Source organism: Streptomyces sp. NPDC001848 (assembly GCF_042891915.1).
Taxonomy (GTDB): domain Bacteria; phylum Actinomycetota; class Actinomycetes; order Streptomycetales; family Streptomycetaceae; genus Streptomyces.
The window spans coordinates 121,175-135,185 of sequence record NZ_JBIATP010000010.1 but is presented as its reverse complement, the minus strand read 5'-3'; the positions used below and the strand labels follow the sequence as shown (position 1 = coordinate 135,185).

Annotated in this window: 10 protein-coding genes and 1 pseudogene; 8 read left to right on the top strand and 3 right to left on the bottom strand. The window is 69.6% G+C overall.

All coding sequences use genetic code 11. The features are described 5' to 3' along the window. The first annotated feature begins 269 nt into the window (after positions 1-269). From ACFYZJ_RS21660 to ACFYZJ_RS21630, 7 genes are all read left to right on the top strand, one after another. On the top strand, positions 270-2,081 hold the full coding sequence (locus ACFYZJ_RS21660) for a helix-turn-helix domain-containing protein (protein WP_388570487.1): 1,812 nt from the start codon (positions 270-272) through the stop codon (positions 2,079-2,081). 714 nt (positions 2,082-2,795) lie between these two features. Beyond that, positions 2,796-4,133 (top strand): type VII secretion-associated serine protease mycosin, encoded by a 1,338-nt coding sequence (mycP, locus tag ACFYZJ_RS21655; RefSeq protein WP_388570486.1) that lies wholly within the window; start codon positions 2,796-2,798, stop codon positions 4,131-4,133. A 446-nt stretch (positions 4,134-4,579) separates the two neighbouring features. After that, the gene (locus ACFYZJ_RS21650; protein WP_388570485.1) at positions 4,580-4,915 is read left to right on the top strand and encodes a hypothetical protein; all 336 of its coding nucleotides are present in this window, start codon (positions 4,580-4,582) and stop codon (positions 4,913-4,915) included. A 670-nt stretch (positions 4,916-5,585) separates the two neighbouring features. Continuing rightward, a complete protein-coding gene (locus tag ACFYZJ_RS21645) occupies positions 5,586-6,596 on the top strand; it encodes an ATP-grasp domain-containing protein (protein ID WP_388570483.1) in 1,011 nt (336 codons plus the stop codon). Between the two features lie 439 nt (positions 6,597-7,035). Continuing rightward, positions 7,036-8,685 carry a sigma-70 family RNA polymerase sigma factor gene (locus ACFYZJ_RS21640; RefSeq protein ID WP_388570771.1) on the top strand — a complete coding sequence of 550 codons (1,650 nt, stop codon included), beginning with the start codon at positions 7,036-7,038 and terminating at the stop codon, positions 8,683-8,685. Between the two features lie 243 nt (positions 8,686-8,928). Then, positions 8,929-9,009 carry a tryptorubin family RiPP precursor gene (locus ACFYZJ_RS21635; RefSeq protein ID WP_388570770.1) on the top strand — a complete coding sequence of 27 codons (81 nt, stop codon included), beginning with the start codon at positions 8,929-8,931 and terminating at the stop codon, positions 9,007-9,009. Between the two features lie 126 nt (positions 9,010-9,135). Continuing rightward, positions 9,136-10,182: a cytochrome P450 gene (locus tag ACFYZJ_RS21630; RefSeq protein ID WP_388570481.1), complete on the top strand. Its 1,047-nt coding sequence runs from the start codon at positions 9,136-9,138 to the stop codon at positions 10,180-10,182. Positions 10,183-10,435: 253 nt separating this feature from the next. Here the strand turns inward: ACFYZJ_RS21630 and ACFYZJ_RS21625 are convergent, their stop codons facing one another. Both ACFYZJ_RS21625 and ACFYZJ_RS21620 read right to left on the bottom strand, forming a co-directional pair. Next, entirely contained in the window at positions 10,436-11,119 is a 684-nt protein-coding gene (locus tag ACFYZJ_RS21625) for a glycerophosphodiester phosphodiesterase (protein ID WP_388570480.1), read from the bottom strand. Between the two features lie 70 nt (positions 11,120-11,189). After that, positions 11,190-12,393: pseudogene (locus ACFYZJ_RS21620) on the bottom strand (adenosine deaminase). A gap of 22 nt (positions 12,394-12,415) precedes the next feature. On the opposite strand from ACFYZJ_RS21620, the gene ACFYZJ_RS21615 reads away from it, so the two are divergent. Further along, positions 12,416-13,291: a DUF4190 domain-containing protein gene (locus ACFYZJ_RS21615; RefSeq protein ID WP_388570478.1), complete on the top strand. Its 876-nt coding sequence runs from the start codon at positions 12,416-12,418 to the stop codon at positions 13,289-13,291. Here ACFYZJ_RS21615 and ACFYZJ_RS21610 read toward each other — a convergent pair. After that, positions 13,265-13,894 (bottom strand): NADAR family protein, encoded by a 630-nt coding sequence (locus ACFYZJ_RS21610; RefSeq protein WP_388570476.1) that lies wholly within the window; start codon positions 13,892-13,894, stop codon positions 13,265-13,267. The two genes, ACFYZJ_RS21615 and ACFYZJ_RS21610, sit on opposite strands and share 27 nt — an antisense overlap. Positions 13,895-14,011: the final 117 nt, after the last annotated feature.

Genomic DNA, 14,011 nt, shown 5'->3' with positions numbered 1-14,011 from the left:
GGTGTGAAGAAGTATCAGCCTGTCGAACAAATGCGCGTGCATCTGAATCTGTCGTTCCGCCCCCCTTTGAGCCGGGGAGGGCAGGGCGGATGTCCCAGGCGCCGGCACCGCGCCGGACCGCGCACACCATGCCCGAGCGGGACGTCGGGCACCTAGCACGTGAAGGGGGAAGGAGCATGCCCACACTGGGGTACCTGACGACTGGAAGGCCAGACCTCAGACTGCTCTTCGTGGACCCATGGCAAGCCCGCGCCCACGCTGAGAATCGAGTGACCAAGGTTGCTGCGGTGCAACTGACACAGGTGCCCACCCAGGCAACGGAACCGCCCGCCCCAGGGACGTTGGCTTTGGTCACGCCGGGGGGAGAGCTGGACCAGCGCGCAGTGGCGGCCCTGGACCATCTTCTGCGGGATCTGAAGCAACGCCGGGCTTCGGGGCTGGCATTGCACTCGCCCGGTCGCGTGCCGGCCATTCCGCCTGGCATCCGCACCCTGGCCCAGCGGTTGCAACTTCCGCTCCTCGTCACGACCGCGGACAGCGAATGGGCGGGCATCAACGAGGACCTCCAGCAGCAACGCGCCCTCATTGCCGAGCGCCAGGTCGAGCAGCTTGAGGCCCTCCTCAATGCCCTGCCGTCGCAGCTGGCCAACCCCGAGGCCGCCAGCCGCATTGTGCGCTGGCTCTCCGAGGCGCTGGAAGCTGATGTCGCGGCAGGTTCCCACGAGAGGGGCGTCTTCACCGCCGCCCCGGAGAGCCAGTCCAATCTGGCACGCTCCCTCGTAGGAGGCGACTCGGCGGCCGGCGCCGACGAGGCCGAACACACACAGCTCGTCCAGATCCTGGGTGCAGACGACGGCGCGCTGCTGGCTGTCGCTTCCCGCCGCGCGTTCGAGTCGACGGCCGGCAAGCTGATTCGGCACGCGGCCAAGCTCCTTGGGCTGTGCGAGCAGGCACGACTCGAACACGAGGCCGCCCGGTCCGCTGTGCTCGCGCCTCGTGCAGTCCACCAGGCCGCCACCCAGCTGCTCTTCGGCGGAGAGGTACTCAAGGCTCAGGTCATCGCCGGTTTGATCTCCCCTGCTCTGATGGACACGGACCTGGTCCGTGTGCGAATCATCGACACCGGCGGCCAGGCTCGCGACCCTCACCTGCAGTGGTGCTTGCAGCACATGGGGCGCAGGTCGCTGGTCTCTCCCTGCCCCGGCAAGGACCAGCACATCATCGTGGTGACCCCGACGCGTGCGGACACCGAGGTCCAGTCCGATCTTGACCAGCTGATCAGCGCTCGTCAGGGGCTGGCCATGGGAGTGAGCACGCCGTACCCGCTTGATGCTGCGGGTGCCGGCTACGCGGAAGCAGCGCACGCCGTCCTGGTGGCAGCGCACGCCCCTGAGCGGGTCGCTGTGGGGGCGGAGCCGAAGATCGCCCCGCTGCTGCCTCGGAACAAGGCGTGGGCCTGGGCGCAGGGGCTTCTGGCCCCACTGCTGAAGCCTGAGCACAAGTTGCTCCTTCAGACGTTGCCCACCGGCCTCTCGTACAAGCCGATCGAGGCTTCAAAGGCCCTGGGTATCCACCGCAATACCCTGCGAGGCCGTCTGAGTCGCGCCGGGAGCCTCCTGGGGCTCGAACTCAACAGTGTCAACAACCGGATCCTTTTGCTCCTTGCCTTCAACATCCTGGCGCTTCCGGCCCCGGACGACTTCACGCTCGAGCCGGCTCCGGACTTCGCCGAACTCATCGTGGCGGCAGGTGACACCGTCCAGGAGTGGGCCGAACGCCGGTTGAGGAAACTGCACTCGGACCCTCAGAACAGGGACCTGCTCACCACCGTGTGCGCATGGCTGGAGAATGACCTCTCGATTCCGGCCACTGCGCAGGCCCTGGGCGTGTCGGATCCGACAGTCCGCAACCACATCAAGGCCGCGTCGAAGCAACTGGGCATGGACACCAACGCGCGGGAAATCGGCGTTCACGACACCGATGTGGTCACCATCGCCGACGTAGGCATTGCGGCATTTCTCGTGACGGGGCGGCCCATGCTCGGCCGGCGGCAGTATGCCCAGTCGTCTGCTGCGGGCTGACCGAGCGTTGTCTACTCTGTGCGCCGGCGGTGGCCTGGGGCGCCGCGGCTGTGATGTGCGTGAGTGGAGCATGCGGGCTTTCGTCCTGCACAATCGCAGCGGCGCTGCCCCGTATCTTGTGCACATCGAAAAGCCAGATACCGCTCACGGTGCGCTTCTGCAATTGCCAGGCATCGATGACCGCTCTACTTTGAGGACTGCTGTGCGGACTTACCGCCCGACCAGCGGTCAGCAACGTCCCGAATGGCGACCGCCATGGTCAGGCCGGCCTCGTAGGCAGTGCTGACGAATCGTCGAACTGGCTGTTGTGATCGATGTTCGCGTGAACGGGGCCTGACCGGCTTGGTCTGCCGTGTTGCGCTTTGCATTCGCGGTCGGGCCGTCGCATCCGGTAACACGGATCGCCTGCAACGGAACACACGATCCGACCCCTCGTTTTGACGTGCGCAGGAATGAAAGAAAGCCATTGTCCGCACCCTGGAAAATCCAGTGCACCGAGGCGCGCCGGCAGGTCAGGCCGCCGGCGCTCTGCCTGTCGGAGATCAGAAACAACCCTGCTCGTGCGCGGCCCCTTTTGGTCTCCGCCCAAGGCCGCCACCGGAACGTGCCGCGGCTTATCGAGTGGGCCACATGGACGAGCCGCACGGAAAAATCGTACGGATCGTCTGTTTGAAGACTGGCGGTATCAACCGCAGTTGAGTGAGGAGCAGGGAAGTGGATTTCAAGAGGGTCTCGTCAACAGCGGGAGTCGTGGCGCTCACAGGAGCCTTGCTCCTCACTGCGGCGCCGACTGCGTCAGCGGACTACATTCGAGATCGCCAGTGGACCTTGGACGTGACCTCGGCAGAGAACGTTTGGGCTGAATCTCAGGGTGAAGGTGTCACCGTCGCCGTCGTTGATTCCGGAGTGGATGGCGAGCACCCTGACCTGAGCGGCCAGGTCCTCCAGGGTAAGGACTTCACCGGCGGCGGGAACGCCCAGCAGGACCTGGTTGGCCACGGAACAAAGATGGCGAGCATCATCGCCGGGCATGGTCACGGCGCGGGACATTCCGAAGGGGTGATGGGGCTCGCACCCAAAGCCAAAATCTTGCCGCTCCGCACTCTTCAGACGAGGTCCGACAGGAATCTCGATGAAACTTGGGGTGCCGCAGTCCGATATGCAGTGGACCACGGCGCCAAGGTGATCAATCTCTCCATAGCAAGCGATGGCGGCAGAACTCTAAGTGCCGGTCGTGAAGCTATCGCGTACGCGGAGGAACATGATGTTGTAGTCGTGGCCAGCTCGGGAAATGAGGGACACATTGCCGTAAGTGACCCAGCAGCACTACCCGGCGTCGTCTCCGTCGGCGCCGTGGACAAGAACGCCAATCTCTGGGAGGACTCGAACACGGGAAAGGGGCTCGCACTTACAGCTCCCGGCGTGGACATCGTGGGTGCAAATCCGACGAGATCCAATGGCTACGGCGTAGGTAGCGGAACTTCAGACGCCACTGCTTTTGTATCCGCCACTGCGGCCTTGGTCCGTGCGAAGTACCCCGACCTCACTGCAGGCCAAGTCATCAGCCGTCTGATCAAGTCGGCCACCTTCGCGCACCACAAGGGTTTGAGGGCACCAGACGAAGAATACGGCTACGGGATCGTCAGGCCCTACTCGGCACTGACGATGAATATCCCAGCCGGCCCCAAGACGAACCCTCTCGGTCGACTCAAGTCACCCGACTCGACTTCCAGCGAGGCATCTGAGGGGACGAACACCTCGTCCCAGGCCCAGAAGAAGACCTCTGCCAGCAGCATCTTCGTCATCGCCGGCGGAATCGCAGCCGTTGTGCTCATCGGTGCAATCGTCCTCGCGGTCATCCGAAGCCGTCGCAATGGTGGTGGCGGAGGACCGGGCTTGGCGGGTGGCCGCTTCCCTCAAATCGACGCCTACGCGCCGGCTCGGCAGCCTTACTCCAATTCGGCTCCCAACCAGGGGCACCCCGCTCCTCCGGGACAGTTCCATCAGTATCCCGACCCGTATACCCAGCAGCGCCCGCGCCCAGGTCAGTAGGAGTTGGGCTACCGGCCCAGCAGCAAAACCACTCATTCCTCGTACGGTGCCTGCCCCGGCTACCTGCTCTCCCACTTCCCCTCCGTCATCGGCTGCTCGGTGCAACGCCGGCGGCGTGAGTGATGGCTCCGAAACCCAGCAGGGCGGACGTCAGCGTATGTCGAGTGTGCGGAAGCAGAAGGTATGGCCTTTTCGTTCTGCACACCGACAGCTGATCCGCCCGACTCCTGTGCACTTCGAAGGCCCGGACCCCTACCGCAGTGCAGTTCTGTAATTGCTTCGAACTGGCCGGCACCCTACTTTGATTCTTGCGGTGACGGGGCTGAGCCCCGCACAGCAGTCAGCAATGTCCTGAATCCCGGCGAAAGGGTCGTCCTCGCCGACCGGATCAGCTTCGCTGGGCAGAGCTGGCTGTGCCACGCGTCAGTATGCCCGGGGAGGGACCTTTGACCTTGCAGGAGCAGCGTGATGGAAGTGAAGTGCACTTCACTTCCATCGCAGAGGTGATGGAACGGGTGGACCCGACCCGCATCAGCATCATCCCCTTGCTGGAGGGCGACGCCGGCACCACCTACCTGGTGGTGTGGCCTCCGAACACAGACACCCCGTGCGAGCACGGCGGCAAAGAGGAGCGGGCCTTCATCATCGATGGCGAGATCATCGACGAGGACGGGAAGAGGCACGGGCCGGGCGACGTCTGGCTGCGCGGCCCCCATGCCCAGCACCACCCGCGGTCCGGCCCAGCTGGTGCGCGCCTCCTGCTGAGGCAGGACCCCGTCTGAAAGCTCAGAACGGTCATGCCCTCGATCCGTGTGATGACTTCTCCGGAAGCAGGCCGATCGTTTTGAGCATTCTGGGCGCCCCAGCGGGGGGCCTCTGGCGTGACCACCGCGGTCCGGCTCGCTCCTCCGCCACAGCAAGGGCATACGGCGGTGGCCTTCGCCCTCGTGGCAGCGGCGCTGTGCAGTGCGCCGCTCACAGAGCGGGCCCTCAAGGGTCTCGGCCTTTTGCGCTGTATAGCCGTGGAACAACCCCTGTGACGCGGTCTGCGGATTCCCTGTCGGCGCAGGGACGGATCCGCACCCGGCTCCGCGCGGGCCGCAACCGCTCGACAACTGCATAACAGCATGGTGGCCGTCCCTCTGTCGGCGCAGGAAAACGGCCATCACAAAGCGACTTGAAAGAGTCATTGCCCACCAGAGAACTCAACCCAGGCTCTGGGGCGCTCAAGGAGTGTTGCAGCACGCCGTGGACGGGATAGGCGTACTCACTGCCCCTGGATTGAATCCATGGAATCGCGGCCAGCCGCTGCTCCTGCCTCCGCGCCTCGGAGTTCGGCCGCTCGGCGTGCCGTCGTCCTCGACGGCACGCCGAGCCGATCAGTCTTCTCCTGAGCCCGGCGCCCGGGACTCGTCAGACGCCGTGGCTTCTCCCCCTCTTCCAGGAGTGCTCGTGCCCGCCACTCTGTCCGCCACACGACCACCCACCACGCAGACCAATCCTTCGTCTCACCGCCGAGAAAACGCTCATATCTGGGCCCTCGTTGTCGGGGCCGGCGTGGTCCGCGCGGCTGGCTTCAGCTATCCCTTCCGCTCCTACCGGTGCGCCGACCTCGGCCTGTCAACGAAGGGCATCAGCTGCGTACTTGCGCTGTACGGCATGGCCGGCAGCGCGGGAGTGAGGCGGGCCTACACCGACGATGAAGTCCGCGACGCCTACCGAGCCGCAAGCTGGGAGACGTTTCTGGGCCTGCATACCTTCGCCACGTCCGGCGTCCTGGTGGAGGAGTACCTCGTCGGGCCCGAGATCAGCGCTGAGACGGTCGTACTCGACGGCGGAGACGTGCGGGTGGTGGCCATCACGCGTAAGCGCCCGGGTGCCGAGCCCCGCTTTCAAGAAGTCGGGCACTGCGTCGACGCCAACGATCCACTGCTCCATGACACCGCGGTGCTCAAGGCCGTCACCGATGCTGTCCGGGCGTTGGGTATCGAGCGCGGCGTACAGCACGTCGAGCTGCGGTTGACGCACCGAGGACCGGCGGTGACCGAGGTCAATTCCCGACCGGGCGGCGACCTCATCCCGCTGCTGGTGGCCAAGGCCACCGGGATCGATCTGCCGCAGGCAGCGGCCGCGCTCGCCACCGGCGCGGTACGCGACCTGACGCCGACGCGGGTGGCAGCGGCGGCCGTAGGGTTCCTCCATCCGCCCGTCAGCGGAGAGGTCAAGGCTCTCAGCGCGCCCCCAGACCTGCGCTTCGAGCAGTGGCTGGAGCGGCTCGTCCGGACACGAGGACCTGGTGACTGGGTCTCGGCGCCGCCGAAGTCGTCCATCGATGACCGGCTTGCTCACTGGGTGGTGACCGGCGCGGACAGTGCCGAGTGCGAAATGCGCCTCACTCAGGTGCTCCTGCAGGTCACCGCGCGCATCGACGCCCCATCGGACACCACCAGTTGCACACGCTGATCCGCCTGTTCCCTTCTGCTCCGGAGTCCCTTCCCATGGCCAATGCCGACGTGGGCGGCTTGTTCCACGGCTTTGTCTTGTAGCCGTTGTCGGCCCGGGCTTTGGTGATGGTGGGGTGGCGCTCGCGGACTTGGAAGAGGTGACGGATCCAGCCGGCCGGTGAGGCGTGTGGTCCGCGTCGCGCCGAAAAACTGTTATCCCGGCCCCCTCCCCTCCGTCTCCCTCAGCGCCCCCTGATCCCGACGCACAGGAGCGAACCGAGTGAGGCATGGGCACGGCGACCGCACCCGCCGCCGGCCACGGCCGGTGATCCATCCCGGAATCGACGGGTGTCGGGCCGTGCGCCGCGAGCCGTCGCGGACCGCCCGCCCCATGGATCCCGGCCGTGGCTGAGACTGTACGTCCGCAGGGCGGTACGACGACCGGGGAGAGGACGCACGTGGACAGCCGGCAGTGGCGTTCCACCATCGCGGCGGCACAGGCCGGTGACCGGCATGCGCTCAACGAGCTGGTCGCGGGCTGGCTGCCGCTCGTCTACAACGTCGTCGGCCGCGCGCTCAACGGCCATGCCGACGTCGACGACGTCGTGCAGGAGACGATGCTGCGCGCCGTCGGCAACATCGGCGCCCTGCGTGATCCGGACAGTTTCCGCTCCTGGCTGGTCGCCATCGCCATGCGGCAGATACGGGAGCGGGCGCGCCGCAGGACGCCCGAGCCGCTGGCCGGGGACGCGGGCGACCGGGCCGCCGACTTCGCCGAACTCACCGTGCTGCGGCTGCAGTTGGAGGGCCAGCGGCGTGAGGTCGCGGAGGCGGTGCGCTGGCTCGACGACGAGGACCGGCAGCTGCTGTCGCTGTGGTGGCTGGAGGTCGCGGGCGAGCTCACCCGCCGCGAGCTGGCCGCCGCCGTCGGCATCAGCCGCCAGCACGCCGCCGTGCGGGTGCAGCGGATGAAGGCGCGCCTGGAGGTGGCGCGCGGCATCGTACGGGCGTTGGAGGGCTCCTGCCCCGAACTGGCCGCCGTGACCGCCCGCTGGGACGGCCGACCCGGTTCGGTGTGGCGCAAGAGGCTGGCCCGGCACATCCGCGGCTGCCCCGTGTGCGCCGGGGCCGAGAGGGCCGTCGTGCCCGCCGAACGGCTGCTCGCCGGGATCGCGCTCGTCCCCGTCCCGGCCGGCTTCGCCCTGTCGCTGGCCCTCGGCGGCAAGACGTCCGCGGCGGCCGCCTCCGTCGGCTGGTCCGCGAAGGTGCTCGGCGCGCTCACCAAGCCCGCCGTGGCCGTCACGGCGGGCGCGACGATCGTCGCGGGCGGCGCGTACGTCGTGACCCGGACACCCGAGGCGCCGCCCGCCCGCCAGATCGCTCCCACGGCGGCGAGCACGGCCCGCCCACCCACGCACACCGCGCCGAGCGCCCTGCCCGCCGCCACGGCGCGCCCCGCACCGTCGCCGACGGCGGACCTGTACGGCACGGTCGTCGACTCCGTCGACAGCGCGCCCCCCGTGAACACCCCGCCTGGGGCGCTTCCGCACCGCACCGAGTCCGGGATCACCAGCAGCGGCGGCCCGAAGGCCGTCCTGCAGCACCGCGGGGAGAGTGTCACGCTCAAGGGCCGGGGCTATGTCCTGGTGCGCTGGCAGATCTCGCCGAAGAACCGGCCGGGCGCCCTGGTGATGCCGGCCTGGACCGGTCTGAAGGGCAAACTGTTCCACGTCGCGTCGGGCGGTGGCCGCCGCATGGACGACCCCCTGCCGGGCAGCCCCGGCGGATACGCCACCGGGATGGGCGGACCGGCCATCGGGTACGCCGTCCTGCCGGCCGGCACCCAGCAGATGTGGCAGAACGAGTACTTCTACCTGGACGGTTCCGTCACCCTCACGCAGAACGAACGGGGCTGCGACTACGGCCTGATCGTCTTCCCGTCCAGCTGGGACGAGGTCCACAAGGACATCATGACCGGACCGGCACAGGGCGTGATCCGCTACGGCCTGGTCCGCGACAACGGGAAGGACACCGCACCGGTGCCCCAGTACGCCACCCGGTCCGCGCCTGCCGACCCCGCGGCGGTCCCCCAACGCTCGCGCGTGTAGCGCGGCGGCGTGCGGGTGGCGGACGCCCGTGCCGCGAAAGGGAGGCCGGACGGAGCGCACGATCGACCGACAGCGCACTGGTTGAACTTTCCGTGCATGAAAGGGAGTTCTCACCCGGCGGAGTGATTATCCGCTCATCGGGTGGGGGAGGAATCGGCTCGCCAACGAAACGCGATCTTCACGGGCTCCACCCGCGAGCATCGCGCGTCGCCCACCCGCCCCGCCCCGAGAGGAGGTGCAGTGATGAAGCTTCTCTTCGCCGTCCGTAACAAGGTCGCGGCCCGCAAGAGCCTGAAGGCGAACGCCTGGTACCTCTGGTACTGATCCGGTCAGGCCCCGCCGTGCGGCCGACCGACATCGTTGTCCGGCGACCCCGTGCCGCCGTCGGACAACGATGTCCAGGCCGCACGGCGGATCACCGCGTCGGCACCCGCCCCTCCCGGAGAACACATGCCCCCGACATCCCTGCCGCGTGCGCGCACCACCGTGTTCGCACCGCGGCTGGCCGCCCTCCTCCAGGACCACCTGGGCCAGGACGTCTTCCGGCTCGAACCCGACACCATCGGCGTCGCCGGGCACGAGGTCGCCGACCGAATCCTCGCCGCGCGACGCGCCACGGAGGTCGAACGGCCCACGTTCAAGCCGCTGCACGGGCGGTCGATCTCCCGCACCGAGGCGTCGTCGGTCACGCGTACCGTCGGCAACGACGTGCGCGCGGCACTCGCCGGACCCCTGCCGAGAGACGTGGACCTGTCCGGATCCTGGCCCCTGACCGGACACCTCTTCCTGCGCGACCTGATCCTCGGCCGGGACCCGCGGCGGCTGCGGATGCTGATGAGCCGCAACCTGGAACTCACGCCCAAGCTCACCTGGTCGGTGATCGCGGTGGGCGCGGCACTCCCCGGCTGGCCCCGGCCGGGCGACCACCTCACCGGGCTCGCGGGCCGCGCGGCGCGGGCCGTCGGCTACCAGGAACGCCGATACGCGATGGGCATGTACCGCAGGGCCGCCGCCCCTGTGTGCTTCACCGTCTCCACCCTGGTGGCGAACGCGCTCTGGCTCGGTTCGCCCTTCGACGACGCCATGCCGAACCGCAACATCATCCTGGAGTCGCTGCGGCTGCTGCCGCCCTCGTGGAACATCCTGCGCAACGCCTCCCCGGAGTACCCGGCCGTCGACGACCGCATCGGTGAGGGCGACGACGTCCTGGTGCTGCCGCTGCTCTCCCACCGGGACCCCGCCCTGTGGGACGAGCCCGGCGCCTTCCGCCCGGAACGCTGGGACGCGCTCGACCCGGACACCGCCCCCGGGTACCTGCCCTTCGGCCACTCCTCCGAGCGCTGCTGGGGGCGGCACATGGTCATGCCCCTGGCCGAACTGCTGCTGGACCTGATCCGCGGCTCCGGCCTCGTGGTCGACCCCGGGCAGCGGACCGGCAAAGTCCCGCTGCTCGGGCTGCTGGGCGTGGAGGACGTACGGCTGACGAAGGCGGCCTGACGCGGGGGCCAGCCGCCGTGGCGGGCGGAGCGTGACGGCAGGTGCCCGTGCCCGTGCTCGCCGGCGACGCGCTCGCGGTCGGGGCCCGCCCGCCTGTCGCGGTGCTCGCCGTTCTGGCGTTCTCCTGTCGCGGTGCTCGGCTGTCGCGGTGCTCGCCGTTCTGGCGTTCTCCTGTCGCGGTGCTCGGCTGTCGCGGTGCTCGCCGTTCCGGCGCCCGCCCGTTCCGGCGCCCGCCCGTCCCGGCGCGCCCGACTCAGTGTCCGCGGACCGCGCGCAGGGTGTCGATGCGGTTCGTCGTGATCGAGTCCACGCCCAGGTCGAGGAGGCGCCGCATCGACCGGCGGGTGTCGGGGGTCCACACGGACAGCAGCTGGCCGCCCCGGCGCACCCGGGCCGCCAGGTCGCGGTCGACCAGGCCGAAGCGGTAGTTGAGCCAGCGCGGGCGCACCGCGTCGAGCAGCGCGGGCCGCGGCGGGGCGAGGGTCGCCCAGGTCAGGGCGATCTCCGCCGCGGGGTCGGCGGCACGCACCGCCAGCATGGTCTCGGCGCCCGCGCAGTAGTACACGCGCTCCGCCGCCCCGCAGTCCCGGACGATGCCGACGATTCGGCGTACGGCCCGGGACGAGGGGCCGCCCGGCAGGTCGATCATCACCCGGCTGCCGTCGGTCGCCGCGAGCGCGTCCGCCAGCGTCGGCACACCGCCCGCCGTCAGGCCCCGCACCTCGTCCAAGGAGAGCGCCGCGAGCGGGCGGTCCTGCTCCCACAGCCGCTTCAGCGATCCGTCGTGCAGCAGCACGGGCACACCGTCCCGGGTGAGCCGTACGTCGATCTCGACCGCGTCCGCGCCGCGCAGGAGCGCGGAGCGCAGTGAGTCGATCGTGTTCTCGCGGTGGTGGTAGGGGTCGCCGCGATGGGCCACGGCGGTCACGGTACGCATGGGGCTCATTGTGACGGTGCGGCACCGCGCGGCAGCCCGTCGGGGTGGTGGCGGGGCGACGGGCGCACCGTCAGGGCGCGAGCCAGGCGGTGGTGTACGCGTCGATCTCGGCAGACAGCCGCGCCTTGTCGGCGTCGTCGAGGAACGACGCCTCGACCGCGTTCCTGGCGAGGGCGGCCAGACCCCGCTCGTCGAGGTCGAGGAGCCGCGCGGCGACCGCGTACTCGTTGTTGAGGTCGGTGCCGAACATCGGCGGGTCGTCGGAGTTGACGGTGACGAGGACCCCGGCGCGCATGAACTCCTTGATCGGGTGCTCGTCGAGCGAGCGGACCGCGCGGGTGGCGATGTTGGAGGTCGGGCAGACCTCCAGCGCGATGCGGTGCTCGGCGAGGTGGGCCAGCAGCTTCGGGTCGCGGGCGGAGCTGGTGCCGTGCCCGATGCGTTCGGCGCGCAGCTCGTTCAGCGCGTCCCAGACCGTCTCGGGCCCGGTCGTCTCGCCCGCGTGCGGCACGGAGTGGAGACCCGCCGCTATGGCCCGGTCGAAGTAGGGCTTGAACTGGGGCCGAGGCACGCCGATCTCGGGGCCGCCGAGCCCGAACGAGACCAGCCCCTCGGGCCGCAGCCGGTCGTCCGTGGCGAGCCGGACCGTCTCCTCGGCCGAGGTCAGCCCGGCCTCGCCCGGGATGTCGAAGCACCAGCGCAGCACGGTCCCGAACTCCGCCTCAGCGGCCTTGCGGGCGTCCTCGATGGCGTCCATGAACGCGCGCTCGTCGATACCGCGGCGGGTGGACGAGTACGGGGTGATGGTCAGCTCCGCGTAGCGGACCCGCTGACGGGCCAGGTCACGGGCGATCTCGTACGTCAGCAGGCGGACGTCCTCGGGGGTCCGGATCAGGTCGACGACCGACAGGTACACCTCGATGAAGTGGGCGAAGTCCGTGAACGTGAAGTAGTCGGCGAGGGCCTCGGGGTCGGTGGGCACCTTGGAGTCGGGGTGGCGGGCGGCCAGTTCCGAGACGATGCGGGGGGAGGCGGAGCCGACGTGGTGCACGTGCAGTTCGGCCTTGGGCAGCCCGGCGATGAAGGCGTGCAGGTCGCGCACGGCGGCGGTGTCGTGGTGGTCGGTCAAGGTTCCTCCCCGGGAACGGCGTCCCGGCGCCCGGGCGGTGGTGACCCGGGGAGGGACGCGGGTGATCGGCTGATCGGTGACGTGCGGGATCATCGTAGGGCGCGGGCCGCGTCGGGGAGACGGGGCCCGTAGCATGACGGAACATTCGACAGAGGGGGGACCCACGCATGTCCGACGACGCTTGGCGGCCGGGAACACCTCAGGACGCGGCCCCGGACCCGTGGGCCTCCCCGGGCCACGGCAGCGGCGGGGCCGGAGGCGGACAGACGCCGGATGCCTCGGACGGTGCGGGCGGTGGCATACCGGGTGCCCCCGCCACCCCCGCCGACGAGCCCTCCGGAGTGCGGCTCGACAAGCCCGCCTCCGACCCGTGGGCGCCCCCCGTGGAGCCCGAGGGCACCGTGGCCCCCGGCGGCGGCACCCCCTCCGGGCAGGACCGGCCCACCACCGTCACGTTCCCGGGTCCCGCCCTGCCGGTCACCCCGCCCCAGGGCCCCTGGGCCAACCCGTACGCCGCACCGAGCCCCGGATCCCCGGCCGCCGGCAACCCCTTCGCCGCTCCGCCCCCCGCCCCGGGCGAACCCGTACCGCCGCCCCCCATCGGTCCCGAGGGCCCGGGGCAGGTGCCGTACGGCTACCCCCGGTACCCCGGCCATCCGGCCTACGGCGCGCCCTACGGCCCCCAGGGCGCCGGCTACGGCTGGCCCGGTCTGCCCGTGCCGCCGAGCAACGGCATGGGGATCGCCTCGCTCGTGCTCGGCATCATCTCCACCGTCGTGTTCTGCCTCTGGCCGCTGGCCATGCCCGCCGGCGTGCTCGCTGTGATCTTCGGCGTCGCCGGCCGCCGCAAGGCGCGCCGAGGCCAGGCGACCAACCCGGGCATGGCCCTGGCCGGCCTCATCTGCGGAGCGGTCGGGTTCGTCCTGGGCGCCGTCCTGCTCGTCGTCGTCCTCGCCGTCCCGGACCACAGCAGTGGTGACGACCCGTGGACGGGCACCGACGACGGCTACTCGACCTCACTGGTGACGGGGGCTGCCGGCTGACCCATCGGGCACCGGCTGCCCCGAGGCCAACCGCGCCCGGGCCTCCATCAGCGCGAACCCCAGCAGGTTCGGCCCCCGCCACCGCTCCGGATCCGCCGCCCGTTCGTCGTCCGCCGCGAGCCCGATGCCCCACACCCGGTCCAGCGGGCTCGCCTCGACCAGCACACGCTTCCCCGTGCCCAGCAGAAAGTCCCGCAGCTCCTCGTGCGCGGCGAACTTGTGGACACTGCCCTCGACCACGATGCCGAACCGCTCCCGCGCCCATATCGCCTCGTCGAAGCCGCGCACCAGCCGCCCCGCCTTCTTCACGAGCGCGGGCTCCGGCGTCCGGAGCACCTTCCGCTCCGCCTCCGCGTCACCGAAGAGCCGCGCCTTCGACGCCATCATCCAGTGCTCAGCCGTCGCGTACTCCACGCCATCCACGGTGAACGGCGACGGCCACCACTGGCTCAGACAGCTCGCCGCGATCCGTCCGTCCGCGCGCGGCCGGTGCCCCCAGAAGTGGAGGTACTTGATCCTCGCCCCCGCGCGGACCTCCCTGATCAGGGCGTCCCAAGAATCGATCTTCTCCATGCCGCCGAGTCTGGCACGCACCACTGACATCCTGTCCCTTCTTTATGGGCCGCACTCGGCATCTGGTCGACAGATTCCGTCGCGTAACCAAAAGGCAACAACGGAATCACTTGTTGACCTCCCCTTGCTCTGTCAGGATCGGCACCC